Origin of the sequence: Bacillus sp. FJAT-47783, from assembly GCF_022808615.1 — a bacterium.
GTDB lineage: Bacteria > Bacillota > Bacilli > Bacillales > Aeribacillaceae > Bacillus_BZ.
In genome coordinates this window covers 1-20,586 of sequence record NZ_JAKZKS010000031.1, presented here as the reverse complement: position 1 = coordinate 20,586, position 20,586 = coordinate 1, and the positions used below count along the sequence as shown (strand labels likewise).

Below are 20,586 nucleotides of genomic sequence, written 5' to 3'. Positions count from 1 at the left end.
TTTTCTAGCTTTAGTGTAGCTTAATCCTATAGGATGGGCAATACATCGACTTTTGGTAGCCGTTTGAAGGTGACAAAAATTTGTAACAATGAACAGAAAGACAGAACGGCAAAAATAGTGTATAGTTCTACTATAAGGAGAGTTTTTTTATGAGTGAATTTACACATTTTAATGAGCAAGGACGTGCCAAGATGGTCGACATATCGGAAAAAGGCGAGAACGTCCGTACGGCTTTAGCAAAATCAAGTATTATATTGACAAAAGAGATTTATGAAAAAATTGTCCATAAAGAAATGAAAAAGGGAGATGTTTTATCTGTCGCTCAAGTAGCGGGAATTATGGCGGCAAAAAATACCCCAATGATTGTACCGATGTGTCACCCAATTCCATTAAAAGCAATCGACATTACTTTTCAATGGAACATTAATGAAAACAAGTATATACTAGATATTGTTGCAAAAGTAAAAACAAAAGGTGCAACAGGTGTAGAAATGGAAGCGCTGACCGCGGCCTCTGTTTGTGCGTTAACAGTCTATGACATGTGTAAAGCGGTTGATAAAGGGCTTGTCATTGGTTCAACCTATTTATTAGAGAAAACAGGAGGAAAAAGCGGGGATTATCAGCGAGAAGGCTCTCCTTTGTAAGATTGTGGGGGATATGTATTGAACGAAGAACCGAAAATACCACAGGCTACAGCTAAGAGGTTGCCACTTTACTATCGATTTATCCAAAATTTACATGCATCTGGAAAACAGCGTGTATCGTCAAAAGAGTTAAGTGAAGCTGTGAAAGTTGACAGTGCCACGATTCGACGAGATTTTTCCTATTTTGGTGCATTAGGAAAAAAAGGGTATGGATACAATGTGAATTATTTGCTATCCTTTTTTCGAAAAACACTTGATCAAGATGAATTAACAAAAGTAACGTTAATTGGAGTCGGAAATTTAGGAACAGCCTTTTTACACTATAATTTTATGAAAAATAATAATACCCAAATTTCTATCGCTTTTGACGTAGATGAGGAAAAAGTTGGACAAGAAGTAGGAGGAGTTCCGATTTACCATTTAGGTGATCTTGAGAAGTACCTGCCTAAAGACGTAACAGTTGCTATTTTAACGGTTCCTGCACACGTTGCACAGTCCATTACTGATCGCTTAGTTAATAAAGGGATTAAAGGAATTTTAAATTTTACACCTGCTCGTTTAACGGCTCCAAGTCATATTCGGATCCATCATATTGATTTATCAGTTGAATTACAGGCATTAGCGTACTTTTTGAAAAATTTCCCACAGGAATAAGAGGAGGTGTTAAACATGAATATTGGTTTAGGTAGCTTCTTATTAATTGCTGTTGTAGGTCTTTTAATCTTTGGTCCAAAAAAGCTTCCAGAACTTGGACGAGCTGCTGGTGATACATTACGTGAGTTTAAAAAAGCAACAAAAGGCTTAGCGGATGATTATGATGATGACAATAAGAAATCAGAAAAGTAAGAGATAGGATGATTTCCTATGAATGAAAAACAAATGTCTGTTTTAGAGCATATTGAAGAAATGCGAAAACGACTGGTTATTGTAGTCGTTTTCTTTTTAATGTCCGTTGTTGCCGGTTTCTTTTTAACAAAACCTATTATTGTATATTTACAGCACACGGGAGAAGCAGAACAATTTGCCTTAAATGCATTTAGACCGACAGATCCGTTTATGGTTTACATGCAATTCGCGTTTATTATTGCGCTCATTTTGACGTCACCTGTTATTCTTTACCAGCTTTGGGCATTTGTGAGCCCGGGGTTATATGAATCGGAGCGGCGTGTAACGTTAAGTTATATTCCTATTTCTTTAGGGTTATTTTTACTCGGCTTATCGTTTTCGTATTTTATTTTGTTTCCATTTGTCGTTGATTTCATGATGAGAATATCCAATGATTTAGAGATTAACCAAGTGATAGGGATAAATGAATATTTTCGTTTCTTATTACAATTAACCTTGCCGTTTGGAATTCTTTTTCAACTACCGGTAGTCGTCATGTTTTTTACACGACTAGGGCTTATTACACCAATGTTTTTAGTAAGAATTCGACGTTATGCTTATTTTGTCTTACTTGTCGTAGCTGCTATGATTACACCACCAGAGCTCATGTCGCATTTAATGGTTACGGTGCCATTACTCATTTTGTATGAAGTAAGTATCATTATTTCTCGTTTTGCTTATCGAAAAGCACAAATTGCCCAAATGAAAGAAGCGAATAAAAAAGAATAGCACATGGAAAGACTGTCTCACTTATTTTGAGGTAGTCTTTTTTGTAGTTTGAAGAAAAAACGATGTGTAAATGAATGGCTTAAGAGAATTCATATGGAGGTGCAATTATAGAAATTTAAGTGCAAAAAAGACATCTTAAGTGCAAATACTTATTCAGTAGTGCAATAATTTTAAGATTCGTGCAATTACGGGTTTATTTTGTCGATAAACGAAGGACAGCTTAAACGCTGTCCCATTCATCCTTCTTTCCCTATTTTTAAACGTTCTATTTATCTTTCCCTTTTTTTATTTTAGCGGAGAAAGCAAACATTCGAATGGAAACGGAAAAATCGAATGTTGCCAACAGCATTAAAATGATAGTTGGAAGCGTCCAAATGGATTCTTCAACGCTGTTAATCGCTAAGTAAGTAAATAAGATCCCCATGGCAAAATAAAATAAGCCCATGGAATTTGGATTAAATCTCATTTTTAAATGCCTCCAATTATAGTTTGAATTTGCTCCATTTGATTCATCATTTTTTCAATCTCTTCACCGTACAGAAGTTGAATTAAAACGACAAATGAGTTCATCGCCGTATGAGCGAAAATCGGCACGATAATTCGATTAGTTTTGACATACAAATAAGCAAATGTAAGTCCCATTGATGCATAAAGTAAAAGGTGTTCAGGTTCACCGTGTACAATGGCAAACAAGAAAGAGCTGATGAGAGCTCCTATAAGGAAATTCGTTCTTCTATATATAACACGAAAAATAATTTTACGAAAGATAATTTCCTCTAATATCGGTCCAATAATGGATGTTACGACAATTAATAGCGGTGTGATTTTTACTAAATCAATAATCATTTGCGTGTTTTCTGAACCTGGGTCTATACCAAACACGTTCACTTCAATATTTGCGGCAATCGATTGTACAAATAGAGCCAAAAAAGCTCCACCAATTGCCCATAAAGAGGATACTTTAACAGAAGCTTTAGGTTCACTACGAACGGCTTGTTTTTGTTCTTGAACGAGAATTAGTACGATGATTAGAAAAGCTACTGAAAAGCTAAAAATCGTCCAATAAGCTTGTGCTTTAAATACGGCAACCTTTAAAGAAGGATCCGAGCCAATCCCTAGACTGAAAAAAAGAGGTACGCCGATATAAACGGAAAGTTGCATAGCTACATAGGTTATAATAATCCACCAATAATGCTTTTTCACGATGTGTCTCCTTTACTTTATAAACTCTTTATTTTCTTATTTTAACATGTGGAGGGTGATTCGTGTCACACCTCGAATATTGTCGAAAAGAGAGGGGATTCAAAATTTTGTAAAACCGATGACTAATACTTTGTGAAATAAGCCATAATCAATAACGGAAATAACATTTCAATTAATTTATAAAAATTTGTATTTCATACTTGAAATTGCAAGAAGGTTTCTATAATATAATAATTGTGTTAGCACTCAAGGAGATTGAGTGCTAATAAAAAGAAAAATTAAAAAATCTCAATACAAATTTGAGGAGGTTGTTTCACGTGTTAAAGCCATTAGGTGATCGCGTAGTTATTAAGCTTGTAGAATCAGAAGAAAAAACAGCAAGTGGTATCGTATTACCAGATACTGCAAAAGAAAAGCCTCAAGAGGGTAAAGTAATTGCAGTTGGCACAGGTCGTGTACTTGATAGCGGAGAGCGTGTAGCTCCAGAAGTAAAAGAAGGCGATCGCATCATCTTCTCAAAATATGCTGGTACTGAAGTGAAATTTGAAGGTACTGAATACTTAATCTTACGTGAAAGTGACATCCTAGCTGTTATCGGTTAATTTGACGACAGTTTATATCATAGAACAATTAAAATTTTTGAGGAGGAATGCATCATGGCAAAAGAAATTAAATTTAGCGAAGAAGCACGTCGCGCGATGCTTCGCGGTGTAGATACGTTAGCAGATGCTGTAAAAGTTACTTTAGGGCCTAAAGGTCGTAACGTTGTATTAGAGAAGAAATTCGGTTCTCCATTAATTACAAATGACGGTGTAACGATTGCAAAAGAAATTGAATTAGAAGACGCATTCGAAAACATGGGTGCAAAACTTGTTGCAGAAGTTGCGAGCAAAACAAACGACGTTGCTGGGGACGGTACAACAACTGCAACTGTATTAGCACAGGCGATGATTCGTGAAGGTCTTAAAAACGTAACAGCTGGTGCAAATCCAGTAGGTGTACGTAAAGGTATCGAAAAAGCAGTGGCTGTTGCTACTGAAGAATTAAAAGCAATCTCTAAGCCAATCGAAGGTAAAGAGTCTATCGCTCAAGTTGCTGCAATCTCTGCTGCTGACGAAGAAGTAGGTAAACTCATTGCAGAAGCAATGGAGCGCGTTGGTAACGACGGCGTTATTACAATCGAAGAGTCTAAAGGTTTCACTACTGAGTTAGAAGTAGTTGAAGGTATGCAATTCGATCGTGGTTACGCTTCTCCTTACATGGTGACAGACTCTGACAAAATGGAAGCGGTTCTTGAAAACCCATATATCTTAATTACTGATAAGAAAATCTCTAACATTCAAGAAGTATTACCAGTGTTAGAGCAAGTTGTACAACAAGGTAAGCCATTATTACTAATTGCAGAAGATGTTGAAGGTGAAGCGTTAGCGACATTAGTAGTGAATAAGCTTCGTGGAACATTCAACGCTGTTGCAGTTAAAGCTCCTGGTTTCGGTGACCGTCGTAAAGCAATGCTTGAAGACATCGCAATCTTAACTGGCGGTGAAGTGATCACTGAAGACTTAGGCTTAGATCTTAAGAGTGCAAACATCAATCAATTAGGTCGCGCTGCTAAAGTTGTTGTAACGAAAGAAAACACAACAATCGTTGAAGGTGCTGGAGAAAGCGAACAAATCGCAGCTCGTGTAAATCAAATTCGTGCTCAATTAGAAGAAACAACTTCTGAGTTCGATAAAGAAAAATTACAAGAGCGCTTAGCAAAATTAGCTGGCGGCGTAGCCGTAATCAAAGTAGGTGCAGCTACTGAAACTGAGTTAAAAGAACGTAAACTTCGCATCGAAGACGCTCTAAACTCTACTCGTGCAGCGGTTGAAGAAGGTATTGTATCCGGTGGTGGTACTGCACTAGTGAACGTATACAACAAAGTGGCTGAAATCCAAGCTGAAGGCGACGTAGCAACAGGTGTAAACATCGTTCTTCGTGCATTAGAAGAGCCAGTTCGTCAAATCGCGCACAATGCAGGTTTAGAAGGTTCTATTATCGTTGAACGCTTAAAGAAAGAAGAAGTTGGCGTAGGCTACAACGCAGCAACTGGCGAGTGGGTAAACATGATCGAAGTTGGTATCGTAGACCCAACAAAAGTAACTCGTTCTGCACTTCAAAACGCAGCATCTGTTGCAGCAATGTTCTTAACTACTGAAGCAGTCGTTGCTGACAAGCCAGAAGAAAACGCTGGCGGCGGCATGCCTGACATGAGTGGCATGGGCGGAATGGGCGGTATGATGTAATAAAGGTATAAAAACCTTGTTATATCAACGTTCATCAGTCTTTACATCTTATGTAGTGCCCGAAAAAGTGACTGATATTAGTCAATGAGATTTTTAAAGAGGCCTCCAATAAGTTACTAAACTTATTGGAGGCCTCTTTCTTTATGTTTTTAGTCATATGTGCATATATGTCCATTTTAGTTTTAATATCTGAATGTCCTAGTCATTCTTGGATCTTGTCCCTTCATATGAGTTTTAAGCAGTTCAACCAAAATAGGGTCAATTGTTATCGTGCGTTGATCCTATTGTTTTTGGAGTAAGTAACATGTATTTAGACTTGTTATTTTAGTATAACTCTAATAAATAAGTAAAAAGACCACTCCTGTCAAAACGGTGACTGGGTGGTCTTTCCGAAAAAACTCCCTATCAAAACGGTGATTGGAAGTAATACATGCTATACTATATGTAAATTATAAGCAATTATACATTTTGAGTCAAGAAGGTGATGGGTTTGGAATACTCAATCTTTTTCGATGAATCAAATAAATTAGACACTGAAAAAAAATACTCTTATTACGGTGCATACGGTGTTGAACAAACTAAGTGTGATAGCATAGTGGATGATATAACTAAAATTCTGAGAATCACTGGTAAAAAGAGTGAATACCACTTTACTGAATATAACAATGATAAGGATCTTGCTCCATACATATATTGTTTACATCATTTCATAAAAACAAACTTTCAAATTAACATTTTTGTTGTAGATAATAATATTGCATTGAAATTTGCTAGAAATGTTGATATTTCGGTTACAGAATTGCGTAATTTATTTTATGTAAAGATCCCTGAAAGACTTTTCTATGGATTAACTAGAGGGCTTTCAGATGATTATAGAACAGTTGAGATTGTAGTGGATCACAGCCCTGAATATGGAAAGATGAGGGTATATTCTAAGCTTAAACAACAAATGAATGCACATGCAATATATCGTGGTATGCAATACTATGTCAATAAAGCTTGGTATAAAGATTCTCATAAATCAATTCCACTCCAAATAGTTGATTTATTAATGGGAATTGTTGTGTTCTTAATGGAAAAGTCATACCTGAATATTGGTGATGATAAGCCAATAATTAAAAGTGACCTTATTTATCGTTTTCTAATTGAAGAAAATAATATAGATTTATTTCAGAAACAAATCAATATTTTTAAGTGGGATGGACAAAAAGAAATGATTCATGAAGTCAATATTTCTGATTATTTATCACAATTTATGGCATTTAAAACACAATTTGATGTTAATGAAATGACAAAAATATCGAATGTTAGAAAACCTGATGATACCACAAAAGATATTAGATTAAGAATGGGTTATACAAATAATCAATTAAGAATGTTGCTTGGATATCTAGACCAACTTAGTGGTAAAGGAAGAAACACATTTATTATGCAAAATTACTATAATCTCTTTAAGGCTTAAATGTGATATCTTAAAAGATGTTTGCTAACACAATCCAGTGAAAAACGGTAAATCCTCATTAAAGATATTATTGTTAACAATAACCAAAACCTTAATTTGCGGCACTTTTGGTACTGATTGTTAAGGGTATTACACACTCTCATCATACGGGCGGCATGATGTAATCTTTCCCCATCATCACTTGATATGACAGGAAATTTGCCTTCTACGCCCCAATTAAGGACAAACTTGAAAAATGAAAAGGCATAAAAATTAGAGGCTTCCCATTAGTTCTTTGAACTTTTGGGAAGACTCTTTTTTATTTTAATATTGCACCGAATCGTGAATCACCTTCGTTGACAACATACCCAATAGGGTATATAATGACGATACAGTATACAAAAAGCAATGAAAGGAGTCTCTTATGGAATATAATGATCAAATTAAAAATAGAGTGAAAAGAATCGAAGGGCAGCTTAGAGGGATTATCAAAATGATGGAGGACAAAAAAGATTGCAAAGACGTAATTACACAGTTGTCAGCGGTTCGTTCCGCAGTCGACAGAACAGTAGGCGTCATTGTTAGCTCGAACTTAGTGGAATGCGTTCTAGAAGCAAATGAAAATGGAGAAAAAACGGATGAAATCATAAAAGAAGCGGTCAACTTGCTTGTCAAAAGTAGATAAATAATTAATGGTTGACATATGTTTCTACATTTAATAATATACCTATAGGGGTAATAACGATAAACAAATCGATGAGGAGGAATGGGGAATGATCGTAGATAAAGTATTAGATGCAAAAGGAATAGCATGTCCAATGCCAATTGTAAAAACAAAGAAGGCAATCAATGAATTGGAATCAGGTCAAGTGTTAGAAATTCATACAACTGATAAAGGCTCAAAGAGTGATCTTACAGCATGGGCAAATTCAGGTGGGCATGAATTAATAAAAGTTGAAGAAGAGAATGAAGTATTCAAGTTTTGGATTAAAAAAGGGTAATTTTTTTTAAACAACCAAATACCTGTACGGGTATAAGTTAGAATGGGGGAATGATATTAATGACCGAAAAGAAAAGAACAACGATTATTTTATTTAGCGGCGATTATGATAAAGCGATGGCAGCTTATATTATTGCAAATGGTGCAGCGGCTTATGATCATGAAGTGACGATTTTCCATACATTTTGGGGTTTGAATGCGCTGCGTAAAGATGAGGCATTAACTGTAAATAAAGGATTTTTAGAAAAAATGTTTGCAAAAATGATGCCAAGAGGAGCCGATAAAATGGGCTTATCTAAAATGAACTTTGCGGGAATGGGACCTAAAATGATTAAAAACGTTATGAAAAAGCATAATGCCGTACCATTACCACAGTTAATCGAAATGGCACAGGAGCAAGATGTTAAACTTGTTGCCTGTACGATGACGATGGATTTATTAGGGTTACAAAAAGAAGAGTTACTAGACAATATTGAATATGCTGGTGTTGCAGCTTATTTAGCAGACGCACAAGAAGGTAACGTTAATTTATTCATCTAAACTCTTTAGAAATATTTTTTTACTAAATAAAATACCTTATTGGGTATATAAAAATAGGAGGTTATTCTGTGGAAAACATGAAAGCAAATAAAGTATTAGATGCAAAAGGATTAGCATGCCCAATGCCAATTGTGAAAACAAAAAAGATGATGAAAGACTTAGAAGCTGGTTTCGTGTTAGAGGTTCAAGCAACCGATAAAGGATCAAAAGCAGATATTCAAGCATGGGCTGAAAGTGCTGGTCATCAATATTTAGGAACAATAGAGGAGGGAGATGTTTTAAAGCATTATTTACGAAAAGCTACAGATGATGAATCAACAACACTAGAGAAAAAGCACCCATATGTAGTAACGAATGAAGAGCTAGAACAAAAAGTAACGGCAGAACAAAACATTGTTGTACTCGATGTAAGGGAAGAAGCTGAATATGCGTTTTGTCATATCCCACAAGCCATATCCATTCCGTTAGGGGAATTGGAGAAACGTTTAAATGAACTAAACAAAGACGATGAAATCTATGTCATCTGTCGTTCAGGAAGCCGCAGTGATTTTGCCGCGCAAAAGCTTGCTGCAAATGGATTTACAAAGGTAATGAATGTCGTGCCAGGGATGAGTCAATGGTCAGGAGAAACAATCGGAATTAATAAGTAAGAAGAGAGGAGAATGATGATGAAACAAGTTACGATCTATACAACAACAGTATGCCCATATTGTGTTATGTTGAAGAATTTCTTATTAGATCAACAAATTCCTTTTAAAGAAGTAAACATTGAGGAACAACCGGGAATGATGGAGAAGCTTATTAAAATTACTGGTCAGATGGGAGTACCTCAAACCGAGGTGAATGGAAAGTGGATTGTAGGGTTTGACCCAAATCAAATTATGATGGCATTAAATAACTAGGAGGATGGACAATGAGTAGTAAAGTAGCTATTATCGCGAGTAATGGTGGATTATTTGACGCATATAAAGTATTTAACATTGCAACAGCTGCAGCCGCATCTGATCAAGAAGTAACCATTTTCTTTACATTTGAAGGCTTAAACCTCATTCATAAAGAAGCAAACAAACATTTACCAATGCCCGAAGGAAAAGAACATTTCGCTGAAGGATTTGCGAATGCGAATGTTCCCACAATTCCAGAATTAGTATCAATGGCGAAAGAAATGGGTGTTAAATTTATCGGCTGTCAAATGACGATGGATGTAATGGGATTAGAAAAAGAAGTGTTTGTGGATGGAATTGAAGTAGGTGGAGCTGTAACATTTTTAGAATATGCGAAAGACGCAAATGTTACGTTAACCTTTTAATGATATTTTTTTGCAAAAAATAATACCTAAGGGGGTAATTGATGGTGTCAGTATATGTAATGACGTCAAAAGAAGTAACGAAAAAAGTGATTAATAAAGAAGAGTTATTTATTTTTGATGTACGTAACGAAAGTGATTTTGCGGATTGGAAAATTGAAGGGGAAAACTTTACGCACTTAAATGTACCGTATTTTGAATTACTAGATGGTGTTGATGAAATTATTGATGAGATTCCAACTGATAAGGAGGTATTAGTCGTTTGTGCGAAAGAAGGATCTTCCATCATGATTTCAGAGATGCTTTCTGAGGCTGGTTTGACTGTTTCATACTTAAAAGGCGGTATGAAAGCTTGGAGTGAACATTTAGAACCGATTAAAGTTGGCGACTTAAAAGATGGGGGTGAACTGTATCAATTTGTACGAATCGGGAAAGGGTGCCTCTCCTACATGGTTGTTTCAAACGGTGAAGCAGCGCTAATCGATGCGACAAGAATGACCGATGTATATTTGAAATTTGCTGAAGATATTGGGACAACGATAACCCATGTATTTGACACACATTTACACGCTGACCATATTTCAGGTGGAAGAATCATTGCAGAAAAAGCAAACGCAACGTACTGGTTACCGCCGAAGGATGCAACAGAAGTAACGTTTTCATACAAACCGTTAGAAGATGGGAATGAAGTGACAATTGGGAACACTTCCATCAATATTCATGCACTATACACACCAGGCCATACAATCGGATCGACTTCATTTGTAGTCGATGAGAAATTCTTACTTTCAGGAGACATTTTATTTATCGATTCAATTGGAAGACCAGACCTAGCTGGTATGGCTGAAGATTGGGTAGGAGATTTAAGAGAAAGTCTTTATAAAAGATACAAAGAATTATCTGAAGAACTAATCGTTTTACCCGCGCACTTTATGATCATCGACGAATTGAATGAGGATGGAAGTGTATCTGAAAAATTAGGGACATTGTATGAACAAAATCACGGCTTAAACATTGAAGATGAAAATGAATTTAGAAAACTAGTAACAGAAAACTTACCACCACAACCAAATGCGTTTCAAGAAATTCGTCAAACAAATATGGGAAAAATTAATCCGGATGAAGAAAAGCAACGTGAAATGGAAATCGGACCAAACCGTTGTGCCGTTCGATAATTTGATAGTTAGCAAACAAATAAAAAATTGGAGGTAATCGGAATGGAAGTAGCAAAAGTTTTAGATGCAAAAGGATTAGCATGCCCAATGCCAATCGTTAGAACGAAAAAGGCAATCAACGAATTAGAATCAGGTCAAATATTAGAAGTTCATACAACAGATCAAGGTTCAAAAAGTGACATAACAGCTTGGGTAAAGTCAGGTGACCATGAACTATTGAAGCAGGAAGAAGAAAATAATATGTTTAAGTTTTGGATTAAAAAAGGCTAATACGAAAAGGCGGTCTTAAAAAATGACCCCTCAAAACTTGTTTGAGGGGTCTAACTATTAATGGATTGGCTTTTTAAAGGAGGCAATATGATGGATATTGCATTTATCATCACCATCTTCTTAATTGGATTTATCGGTTCATTCGTTTCAGGGATGCTAGGAATCGGTGGTTCGATTATTAAATATCCGATGCTACTCTATATTCCGCCTTTATTTGGTTTAGCAGCATTTAGTGCACACGAAGTTTCAGGGATAAGTGCTGTGCAAGTGTTTTTTGCGACAATCAGTGGAGTATGGGCGTATCGAAAAGGTGGCTATTTAAATAAGACATTAATTGGCTACATGGGAACTGCAATTTTAATTGGTAGTTTCATTGGTGGTTATGGCTCTAAGTTAATGACAGAAGACGGAATTAATTTAATTTACGGCATATTAGCGTTAATTGCAGCTGTTATGATGTTTATTCCTAAAAAAGGAATTGATGATATACCCCTTGATCAAGTAACGTTTAATAAATGGCTTGCAGCCCTATTTGCCTTAATCGTTGGGATTGGTGCAGGTATTGTCGGAGCGGCAGGAGCGTTTTTACTCGTTCCGATTATGTTAGTTGTCTTAAAGATTCCAACTCGTATGACGATTGCTTCATCATTAGCCATTACGTTTATTTCCTCAATTGGTGCAACCGTAGGAAAGGTGACAACAGGACAGGTCGAATATTTCCCAGCTTTTATCATGATTATTGCGAGTTTAATTGCCTCCCCATTAGGAGCTATGGCAGGTAAAAAAGTTAACACGAAACTATTGCAAGTTATATTAGCCGTTTTAATTGCGGCAACGGCCGCTAAAATTTGGATGGATATTATATCATAAAGAATGTACAAAAAAGACGTGTTCTGAACGTCTTTTTTTTCGGATCAGAGCCCAACTAAAATAGAAAAACTAACCGTTGAACAAAGGCGTTTGCGTTTTTTAAGTCAATCAATTCCCTCTTCATTTTTCTGAATTTTTTGGTAAAATTAAGCTATTGCTTATGTTTGAACATCAAATATCGGAGGAAATATATGAAAGTATTTTGGGAGTTAATGTGGTTCTTTAAACAAGAAAAAAGAGCATACATAACGGGGATATTCTTGTTATGTATTGTTGCTGCCCTAGAGCTTATCCCGCCAAAAGTGATTGGGATTGTGGTTGACGCGATAAAGGGTGAAGAGTTAACGAGTCGAGGGCTAACGATGTGGATGGGGATTTTAGCTGCTGCTGCCTTATCGATGTATCTTCTTCGTTACATATGGCGAGTGCTGATTTTTGGTTCCGCGGTAAAATTATCAAAACAGCTACGAAACCGTTTGTATGAAAAGTTTACAACGATGACACCGTCCTTTTATCAACGGAGACGAATTGGTGATTTAATGGCCCATGCAACAAATGATTTGCAAGCGATTCAACAAACGGCAGGGGCAGGCGTATTAACACTCGTTGATTCATTAGCCGTTGGAGGCTTTGTCATGATCACGATGGCAACAACGATTAGTTGGAAGCTGACTCTTATTAGTCTCATCCCGATGCCGATCATGGCGATCTTAACGAACTATTACGGAACGCTTTTGCATAAACGGTTTTCTCATGCACAAGAAGCGTTTTCTTCTTTAAACGATAAAACACAGGAAAGTATTACAGGAATCAAAGTGATTAAAACATTTGGTCAAGAAAAAGAAGACATCGAATCATTTCGAAAGCAGTCGGATGATGTTGTGCAAAAAAATATTTCGGTTGCGAAGATTGATTCGTTGTTTAATCCGACGATATCCATCGTTGTCGGAATTTCCTTTTTCTTAGCGATTGTGTTCGGTGCTCGCTATGTGATGGAAGGGGAGTTAACAATTGGTGAACTCGTATCGTTTACAACCTATTTAGGCCTTTTAATTTGGCCAATGCTTGCATTTGGGTGGCTTTTTAATATTGTGGAACGGGGGAGAGCTTCTTATGACCGAGTGTCCCAGCTGTTAAAGGAGCAGCCGGATGTAAAAGAAAATGAAGGAGCTATCTCAACTATACCTAGTGGCGATATTCAATATGAAATTCGATCTTTTACTTATCCAAATGAACAACACCCTGTCTTACAAAATATTTATTTCACGTTAAAAAAAGGGGAAACATTAGGGATTGTCGGAAAAACGGGTGCAGGGAAGACATCGTTATTAAAAGCATTGCTACGTGAATTCCCCGATATAGATGGAGATATTAAAATTGGCGACCACTCTATAATGGACTATAAGTTGAATGCGCTTCGAGGAGCCTTTGGTTATGTTCCGCAAGATCATTTTCTGTTTTCTTCAACGATTAAAGAAAATATTGCTTTCGGAAGACCAGATGCATCGGATGAAGAAATTGAGGCAGCCGCTCGTTTAGCACAAATTCATGAAGACATCATTCATTTTACAGATGGATATGGCACCGTTGTGGGGGAACGCGGTGTTTCACTATCTGGCGGACAAAAACAACGGATCTCCATTGCACGAGCGCTATTAATGAATTGTGAAGTTCTTATGTTAGACGATTCGCTGTCAGCGGTAGATGCGAAAACAGAAGAACAAATTATAACCTCTTTAAAAGAAAATCGAAGCGGGAAAACAACGATCATTACCGCCCATCGATTAAGTGCAATTCAACATGCAAATTTAATTCTTGTTTTGGATGAGGGGAAGATCATTCAACGTGGGACACATGAAGAGTTGATGGAACAAGAAGGATGGTATAAAGACATGTACGTTCGCCAACAGTTAGAAGACATTGTAGAACATGGAGGATAAAGGATGGAGAATGGAACAACAATGTCAAGGAAGAAGCAAAGACAAGTGTTTTGGCGGCTTATCGGCTATGCTAAGCCCCACTCTAAACCGTTATTATTTGCTTTCTTCTTATTAGCGATATCGACAGCTGGGGAAGTAATCGGCCCTATTTTAGTGAAAATTTTTATTGATGATTATTTAACACCGGGATTATTTCCGAGAGAGCCACTTACTTTTTTAGCCGTAGGGTATTTAACAATCCATGTAACGAAAGTGATCATATCTTATTTCCAACAATTAAAGTTTCAAGAAATTGCTCTAAAAATTATTCAACAAATACGGATTGATGTGTTTTCAAAAGTTCAATCATTAGGTATGCGTTATTTTGATAAAACGCCCGCTGGCAGTATCGTTTCAAGGGTGACGAATGATACCGAGGCCATTAAAGAAATGTTTGTGGAAGTGCTTGTCACATTTATTCAAAGCAGCTTCTTTTTACTCGGTATATTTATTGCGATGTTTAGTTTAAATGTAAAGCTCGCCTTATTTTGTACCGCTATTTTACCGGTTATCTTTCTTATTATTCGAACGTATCGGAAATATAGTGCCATCTATTACACTCAATTACGAGAGAAGCTTAGTCAGTTAAATGCAAAATTAAATGAATCGTTACAAGGGATGGCGATTATTCAAGTATTTCGTCAACAAAAAAGGCTTCAGGGTGAATTCGGTGTCATTAATGAAAGCCATTATCAAGCGGGGATGAAAAACATTAAACTTGACGGTCTATTGCTTCGTCCGGCAATCGATGTTGTGTATGTGTTTTCCCTTATTCTCGTCTTAAGTTTCTTTGGGATAACGTCTTTTAATAGTCCGATCGAAATTGGCGTTCTATATGCTTTCGTCAATTACGTAGAGCGCTTTTTTGAGCCGGTAAATCAAATGATGATGCGCCTTTCAATGTTTCAACAAGCAATCGTTGCTTCATCTCGTGTGTTTACATTGCTCGACGAAAAAGAAAAAGAGCCGAATCAACAAAATGAAGCACTTCATATTCAAAACGGAGAAATTGAGTTTAACAATGTTTCATTTAGCTATGATGGCAAGCGAGATGTGTTAAAAAACATTTCGTTTACGGCGAAGCAAGGTGAGACGGTTGCACTTGTCGGTCATACAGGAAGCGGGAAAAGCTCGATTATCAATTTACTCATGCGCTTTTATGAATTTGAGCGCGGCGATATTTTCATTGATGGGAAGTCCATTAAAAACTACCCAAAGCCCGAGCTTCGAGAAAAAGTGGGACTCGTCTTGCAAGATCCGTTTTTATTTTTCGGAACGATTCAAGATAACATTCGCTTATACGATAAAGACATGACAGAAGAAGAAATTAAGCAGGCAGCTGAATTTGTGCAAGCACATACCTTTATTGAAAAGTTACCGGGTAAGTATCATCATCAAGTTGTTGAACGAGGATCAACACTTTCGAGCGGCCAACGCCAGCTAATTGCGTTAGCTCGAACGATAGCGACAAACCCAAAAGTGCTAATTTTAGATGAAGCAACAGCCAATATTGATACAGAAACCGAAGAAGCGATTAGCGTCGCATTAAATAAGATGAGAAAAGGCAGAACGACCATTGCGATTGCCCATCGTTTATCAACGATTCAAGATGCAGACCAAATTCTCGTCCTGCATCAAGGAGAAATTGTTGAAAGGGGTAATCACCAAGAGCTTCTCGCACAAAAAGGTCTATATTACAAAATGTATCTTCTGCAAAATGGGTTGACAGAAAGTATGGAGAATGTTGTTTCTTCCTAAAAGGCGAGCCGGTTCAAGTTGAATCGGCTCTATTAAGGATAAGCCTGTCCATTTTTAAAACAATTAGGTAAATAATGGGTTTATCATTGTATATTTTTTGATGAACACCGTGCAGATTCAACGCGAACAACAAAAAAACAGAGAAAAACGGGTGCTATATAATGGAAGTGATGCGAAAAAGGAAAGGGTAGATTCAGTTGAATTGTGGGAAAATTTAATTAAAATGACATCATATTGACCAAGCCGTATTCGCTTGTTATGATTAGTTAAAATTCACAGCACAGTTACACCTTCGTATATCCTCGATAATACGGTTCGAGAGTCTCTACCGGGTTGCCGTAAATAACCCGACTATGAAGGCAGAACGTTCGATTTCATTATTTTATGAGAAAGAATTCTGCCTTTTCTTTTTTGTGCAGAATTCTTTTTTTTGTTTTAGAAAAAAATAGCAGTATCGATCATTTTGAGTTGTTGTTTTACACGCTTGGCGAAATCGTCGAGCATGAAATACTAGCATAAGAAAATGAGGTGACCAGATTGAAAAACATCCAAGAGATGATATTAGTATTGGACTTTGGAAGTCAATATAACCAATTGATTACACGACGCATTCGTGAATTTGGAGTCTACAGTGAGCTTCATCCACACACATTAACATTGGAAGAAATAAAAGCGATGAACCCGAAAGGTATTATTTTATCCGGAGGTCCAAATAGTGTATATGATGAAAACTCATTCCGCTGCGATGAAGGGATTTTTGATTTAGGAATTCCGGTTTTAGGAATTTGCTACGGAATGCAATTGACAACACATACACTCGGAGGAAAAGTAGAATCTGCGAAACACCGTGAGTACGGAAAAGCGACAATTAATGTAAAAGAGGCTTCACCATTATTCAGTCAATTACCTGAAGATCAAATTGTTTGGATGAGTCATGGGGACTTAGTTTCCGCGATTCCAGAAGGGTTTAAAGTAGATGCAACAAGCCCATCTTGTCCATATGCTGCTATTAGTAATGATGAACGTCGTATATACGGTGTTCAATTCCATCCAGAAGTTCGTCACTCTGAGTATGGAAATGATTTATTAAAGAATTTCGTTTTTGGCATTTGTGGTTGCTCAGAGTCTTGGACAATGGAAAACTTCATTGAAATGGAAATGGAAAAGATTCGTGAAACGGTTGGCGACAAAAAAGTCTTATGTGCATTAAGCGGTGGCGTTGATTCGTCTGTTGTAGCTGTATTAATTCATAAAGCTATTGGTGATCAGCTAACATGTATGTTCGTCGATCACGGTTTACTACGTAAAAATGAAGCGGAAAGCGTAATGAAAACATTCCGTGAAGGGTTCAATATGAATGTTATCAAAATTGACGCAAAAGACCGTTTCTTAAATAAACTAAAAGGTGTAAAAGATCCAGAACAAAAACGTAAAATCATTGGGAACGAATTTATTTATGTGTTCGATGAAGAATCGGCTAAGCTTGAAGGAATTGATTTCTTGGCGCAAGGAACTTTATATACCGATATCATTGAAAGTGGTACGGCAACAGCACAAACGATTAAATCACATCATAATGTCGGCGGCCTGCCAGAGGATATGAAATTCAAACTAATTGAACCATTAAATACTTTATTTAAAGATGAGGTTCGTGCGTTAGGTACTGAGTTAGGCATTCCGGATGAAATTGTTTGGCGTCAACCGTTCCCAGGACCGGGTCTAGGTATCCGTGTCATTGGTGAAATTACAGAAGAAAAACTAGAGATTGTTCGTGAATCAGATGCTATCTTACGTGAAGAAATTAAAAAAGCTGGCTTAGATCGAGATATTTGGCAATACTTCACGGTGTTACCAGGTTTCCGTAGTGTAGGAGTCATGGGTGACGCTCGTACGTATGACTATACAATCGGTATCCGTGCCGTTACATCTATTGATGGCATGACTTCAGACTGGGCAAGAATTCCGTGGGATGTATTAGAAGTCATCTCAACGAGAATTGTTAATGAAGTTCCACATGTCAATCGCGTCGTATATGATGTGACAAGCAAGCCGCCTTCAACAATTGAATGGGAGTAATTTACGAACGATAAAAAAACTTTTTTGTTGCAATGTTCGTATTTTTATTGACATCACCGTTTGGGATTGGTAAGATAAATTCGTCAATTTAATTCATAAAGCAAATACGTCGTATAATTTCGGGGATATGGCCTGAGAGTTTCTACCGAGCTACCGTAAATAGCTTGACTACGGGGTATTTAATATAGCGTACATGTTGGGGCAGTGTATTTATATTGCTGTATCTTCAACCATTTTTCGCGTATTAAATTCTCAAAAAGTCAAGCGTACCGTTTACGGTGCGCTTCTTTTTTTACCCCTCTCATAATGGGCAGTAAGACCCCCACTGAATGGAGTTTCACTTTATCCGATATTTTTCGTTTACGTATGACATATTTAGGAGGACTTCATAATGAAAAAGTACTTTCAATTTGACGAGTTAGGAACATCTTACCGTCGTGAGTTTGTTGGGGGATTAACAACGTTTCTTTCGATGGCTTACATTTTATTTGTCAATCCATTCACTCTGTCGCTAGGAGCTATCCCAGATTTACCTGCGGAAATGAGAATGGATCAAGGAGCCGTCTTTACAGCAACAGCTCTAGCTGCTGCGATTGGTACGCTAATCATGGGTTTATTAGCCCGATACCCGATTGCATTAGCGCCAGGAATGGGACTTAACGCTTTCTTTGCTTTTACGGTTATTTTGACGTTTAATATCCCGTGGCAAACAGCTTTATCTGGTGTGCTTGTTTCAGGTCTCATTTTTATTCTATTAACGTTAACTGGAATTCGAGAAAAAATTATCAATGCCATCCCGGCTGAATTGAAGTTTGCAGTTGGGGCAGGGATTGGGTTATTCATTACTTTTATTGGACTGCAAAATGCAGGAATTATTGTGAACAACGATGCTGTTTTAGTTGGATTAGGGGATTTGCGCAGTCCTGAAACGCTGCTTGCCGTTTTTGGTGTTTTCATTACAGTCATTTTAATGGTTCGCGGTATTAATGGCGGTATTTTCTATGGCATGTTTATAACAGCTATTGTCGGAATGGTATTTGGTCTTATTGAACCACCAGCGCAAGTTGTGGGAGAAATTCCTAGTTTAGCCCCTACTTTCGGTGCGGCATTTGAAAACTTAAACGAAATCTTTACCGTTCAAATGCTTGTTGTTATATTAACGTTTTTATTCGTTGACTTTTTTGATACAGCCGGAACGCTCGTTGCTGTAGCAAACCAAGCAGGACTTTTGAAAAATAATAAATTACCAAGAGCGGATAAAGCATTGCTTTCAGACTCTTTAGCAACAGTCTTTGGTGCCATTTTAGGAACATCTACTACAACATCTTATGTTGAATCAACTGCAGGTGTTGCAGCAGGTGCGCGAACAGGTTTTGCTTCTATTGTAACAGCAGGATTTTTCTTATTAGCATTATTTTTATCTCCTTTACTTAGTGTCATTACAGCGCCTGTTACGGCACCAGCTCTGATCATTGTAGGTGCATTAATGGTTTCATCACTAGGTCAAATTCCGTGGGACAAATTTGAGGTTGCGGTACCAGCTTTCTTAACAATCATTGCGATGCCGCTAACATATAGTATTGCAACAGGTATTGCTATCGGCTTTATCTTCTATCCTATTACGATGATTATGAAAGGTAGAGGGAAAGAAATTCACCCTGTGATGTATGGGCTGTTCATTATATTTATCTTGTACTTTATGTATTTAGTTTAATAATAGATTGAAAGTTTGGCTAAAGCTCATGATGGATAGCTTTAGCCTTTTTTATTTGTTAAGGAAAGGATAAATTTACAATATGTGTGCAACGCTATTCATAGTTGGTTGCGTCTAGCTCCGAATGTTAGCGGCTTATCTGTACGATAAGTCAACATCGCTTCAACGATCGCCCGAGTTTCTTTTATCTCCTACTGAAATGGCAGTTTGTACTTCGCTTTAGCGAAGCTCTCGCGCTTTTGTTCATCTATTAATGCTGACTACTAATTATCCTTCTTATCTTTTTACAACAAATTTCTAAAAAACTGTTGACGCTTCGTAGTTATCTTGGTATATTAATTCTTGTGCTGTTTGAGGCATCAACAAACGAACAAAAACATTTAAAAATGTAGTTGACGCTAAACTAGCAAGTGTGATATATTAATAAAGTCGCTGTTGAAAAACAGTAGATAAAAAAGATAAAAAAGATGTTGACAACGAATGTTGGATTTGATAAAATTGTTTATTGTCAGCAAGAGATGATGATCTTTGAAAACTAAACAAAACCAAGCGTTTCTGTTAATTCTATTTTAATTATGAGTAAGTCAAACTTTTATTGGAGAGTTTGATCCTGGCTCAGGACGAACGCTGGCGGCGTGCCTAATACATGCAAGTCGAGCGAACGGATAGGGAGCTTGCTCCCTTGACGTTAGCGGCGAACGGGTGAGT

Annotated in this window: 22 protein-coding genes, 1 rRNA gene and 2 riboswitches; of the genes, 21 read left to right on the top strand and 2 right to left on the bottom strand. The window is 37.0% G+C overall.

The features are described from left to right. Nucleotides 1–149: 149 nt before the first annotated feature. The 4 genes from moaC to tatC are packed head-to-tail and all read left to right on the top strand — an operon-like array spanning nucleotide 150 to nucleotide 2,258. A complete protein-coding gene (gene moaC / locus MLD65_RS16220) occupies nucleotides 150–644 on the top strand; it encodes a cyclic pyranopterin monophosphate synthase MoaC (protein ID WP_243292898.1) in 495 nt (164 codons plus the stop codon). 18 nt (nucleotides 645–662) lie between these two features. Continuing rightward, the gene (locus MLD65_RS16215; protein ID WP_243292897.1) at nucleotides 663–1,298 is read left to right on the top strand and encodes a redox-sensing transcriptional repressor Rex; all 636 of its coding nucleotides are present in this window, start codon (nucleotides 663–665) and stop codon (nucleotides 1,296–1,298) included. 15 nt (nucleotides 1,299–1,313) lie between these two features. Then, entirely contained in the window at nucleotides 1,314–1,490 is a 177-nt protein-coding gene (locus tag MLD65_RS16210) for a twin-arginine translocase TatA/TatE family subunit (protein ID WP_243292896.1), read from the top strand. 18 nt (nucleotides 1,491–1,508) lie between these two features. Then, nucleotides 1,509–2,258: a twin-arginine translocase subunit TatC gene (gene tatC, locus MLD65_RS16205; protein ID WP_243292895.1), complete on the top strand. Its 750-nt coding sequence runs from the start codon at nucleotides 1,509–1,511 to the stop codon at nucleotides 2,256–2,258. Nucleotides 2,259–2,523: 265 nt separating this feature from the next. On the opposite strand, the gene MLD65_RS16200 is transcribed toward tatC, so the two are convergent. Both MLD65_RS16200 and MLD65_RS16195 read right to left on the bottom strand, forming a co-directional pair. Next, the gene (locus MLD65_RS16200; RefSeq protein ID WP_243292894.1) at nucleotides 2,524–2,724 is read right to left on the bottom strand and encodes a YdiK family protein; all 201 of its coding nucleotides are present in this window, start codon (nucleotides 2,722–2,724) and stop codon (nucleotides 2,524–2,526) included. 2 nt (nucleotides 2,725–2,726) lie between these two features. After that, entirely contained in the window at nucleotides 2,727–3,461 is a 735-nt protein-coding gene (locus MLD65_RS16195; RefSeq protein ID WP_243292893.1) for a CPBP family intramembrane glutamic endopeptidase, read from the bottom strand. 317 nt (nucleotides 3,462–3,778) lie between these two features. Here MLD65_RS16195 and groES point away from each other — a divergent pair, with 317 nt between their 5' ends. From groES to MLD65_RS16110, 17 genes are all read left to right on the top strand, one after another. Then, on the top strand, nucleotides 3,779–4,063 hold the full coding sequence (gene groES / locus MLD65_RS16190) for a co-chaperone GroES (RefSeq protein ID WP_243292892.1): 285 nt from the start codon (nucleotides 3,779–3,781) through the stop codon (nucleotides 4,061–4,063). A 54-nt stretch (nucleotides 4,064–4,117) separates the two neighbouring features. Next, on the top strand, nucleotides 4,118–5,749 hold the full coding sequence (gene groL / locus MLD65_RS16185; protein ID WP_243292891.1) for a chaperonin GroEL: 1,632 nt from the start codon (nucleotides 4,118–4,120) through the stop codon (nucleotides 5,747–5,749). A gap of 490 nt (nucleotides 5,750–6,239) precedes the next feature. Beyond that, nucleotides 6,240–7,211 carry a DUF3800 domain-containing protein gene (locus tag MLD65_RS16180; protein WP_243292890.1) on the top strand — a complete coding sequence of 324 codons (972 nt, stop codon included), beginning with the start codon at nucleotides 6,240–6,242 and terminating at the stop codon, nucleotides 7,209–7,211. A 403-nt stretch (nucleotides 7,212–7,614) separates the two neighbouring features. Continuing rightward, nucleotides 7,615–7,875, top strand: coding sequence for a metal-sensitive transcriptional regulator (locus tag MLD65_RS16175; RefSeq protein WP_243292889.1), 261 nt, complete (start codon nucleotides 7,615–7,617; stop codon nucleotides 7,873–7,875). Between the two features lie 88 nt (nucleotides 7,876–7,963). Then, entirely contained in the window at nucleotides 7,964–8,191 is a 228-nt protein-coding gene (locus MLD65_RS16170) for a sulfurtransferase TusA family protein (RefSeq protein WP_243292888.1), read from the top strand. Nucleotides 8,192–8,250: 59 nt separating this feature from the next. Continuing rightward, a complete protein-coding gene (locus MLD65_RS16165; protein ID WP_243292887.1) occupies nucleotides 8,251–8,730 on the top strand; it encodes a DsrE/DsrF/DrsH-like family protein in 480 nt (159 codons plus the stop codon). A 68-nt stretch (nucleotides 8,731–8,798) separates the two neighbouring features. After that, nucleotides 8,799–9,380, top strand: a complete 582-nt coding sequence (locus tag MLD65_RS16160) for a sulfurtransferase TusA family protein (protein ID WP_243292886.1) — start codon at nucleotides 8,799–8,801, stop codon at nucleotides 9,378–9,380. Nucleotides 9,381–9,398: 18 nt separating this feature from the next. Further along, a complete protein-coding gene (locus MLD65_RS16155; RefSeq protein WP_243292903.1) occupies nucleotides 9,399–9,632 on the top strand; it encodes a glutaredoxin family protein in 234 nt (77 codons plus the stop codon). A gap of 11 nt (nucleotides 9,633–9,643) precedes the next feature. Continuing rightward, nucleotides 9,644–10,039 carry a DsrE/DsrF/DrsH-like family protein gene (locus MLD65_RS16150; RefSeq protein WP_243292885.1) on the top strand — a complete coding sequence of 132 codons (396 nt, stop codon included), beginning with the start codon at nucleotides 9,644–9,646 and terminating at the stop codon, nucleotides 10,037–10,039. Nucleotides 10,040–10,080: 41 nt separating this feature from the next. After that, the gene (locus MLD65_RS16145) at nucleotides 10,081–11,211 is read left to right on the top strand and encodes an MBL fold metallo-hydrolase (RefSeq protein ID WP_243292884.1); all 1,131 of its coding nucleotides are present in this window, start codon (nucleotides 10,081–10,083) and stop codon (nucleotides 11,209–11,211) included. Between the two features lie 42 nt (nucleotides 11,212–11,253). Beyond that, nucleotides 11,254–11,481: a sulfurtransferase TusA family protein gene (locus MLD65_RS16140; RefSeq protein ID WP_243292883.1), complete on the top strand. Its 228-nt coding sequence runs from the start codon at nucleotides 11,254–11,256 to the stop codon at nucleotides 11,479–11,481. Nucleotides 11,482–11,571: 90 nt separating this feature from the next. After that, nucleotides 11,572–12,351: a sulfite exporter TauE/SafE family protein gene (locus MLD65_RS16135; protein ID WP_243292902.1), complete on the top strand. Its 780-nt coding sequence runs from the start codon at nucleotides 11,572–11,574 to the stop codon at nucleotides 12,349–12,351. A gap of 191 nt (nucleotides 12,352–12,542) precedes the next feature. Beyond that, nucleotides 12,543–14,291, top strand: a complete 1,749-nt coding sequence (locus MLD65_RS16130; RefSeq protein ID WP_243292882.1) for an ABC transporter transmembrane domain-containing protein — start codon at nucleotides 12,543–12,545, stop codon at nucleotides 14,289–14,291. A 3-nt stretch (nucleotides 14,292–14,294) separates the two neighbouring features. Then, nucleotides 14,295–16,088 carry an ABC transporter ATP-binding protein gene (locus MLD65_RS16125; RefSeq protein ID WP_243292881.1) on the top strand — a complete coding sequence of 598 codons (1,794 nt, stop codon included), beginning with the start codon at nucleotides 14,295–14,297 and terminating at the stop codon, nucleotides 16,086–16,088. A 272-nt stretch (nucleotides 16,089–16,360) separates the two neighbouring features. Then, nucleotides 16,361–16,462, top strand: a riboswitch (purine riboswitch). A 181-nt stretch (nucleotides 16,463–16,643) separates the two neighbouring features. Next, nucleotides 16,644–18,164: a glutamine-hydrolyzing GMP synthase gene (guaA, locus tag MLD65_RS16120; RefSeq protein ID WP_279326116.1), complete on the top strand. Its 1,521-nt coding sequence runs from the start codon at nucleotides 16,644–16,646 to the stop codon at nucleotides 18,162–18,164. Nucleotides 18,165–18,253: 89 nt separating this feature from the next. Further along, nucleotides 18,254–18,355: riboswitch (purine riboswitch) on the top strand. Between the two features lie 200 nt (nucleotides 18,356–18,555). Next, nucleotides 18,556–19,878 (top strand): NCS2 family permease, encoded by a 1,323-nt coding sequence (locus MLD65_RS16115; RefSeq protein ID WP_243292879.1) that lies wholly within the window; start codon nucleotides 18,556–18,558, stop codon nucleotides 19,876–19,878. Nucleotides 19,879–20,470: 592 nt separating this feature from the next. Beyond that, nucleotides 20,471–20,586: ribosomal RNA gene (locus tag MLD65_RS16110) — 16S ribosomal RNA — on the top strand; the annotation flags it as partial.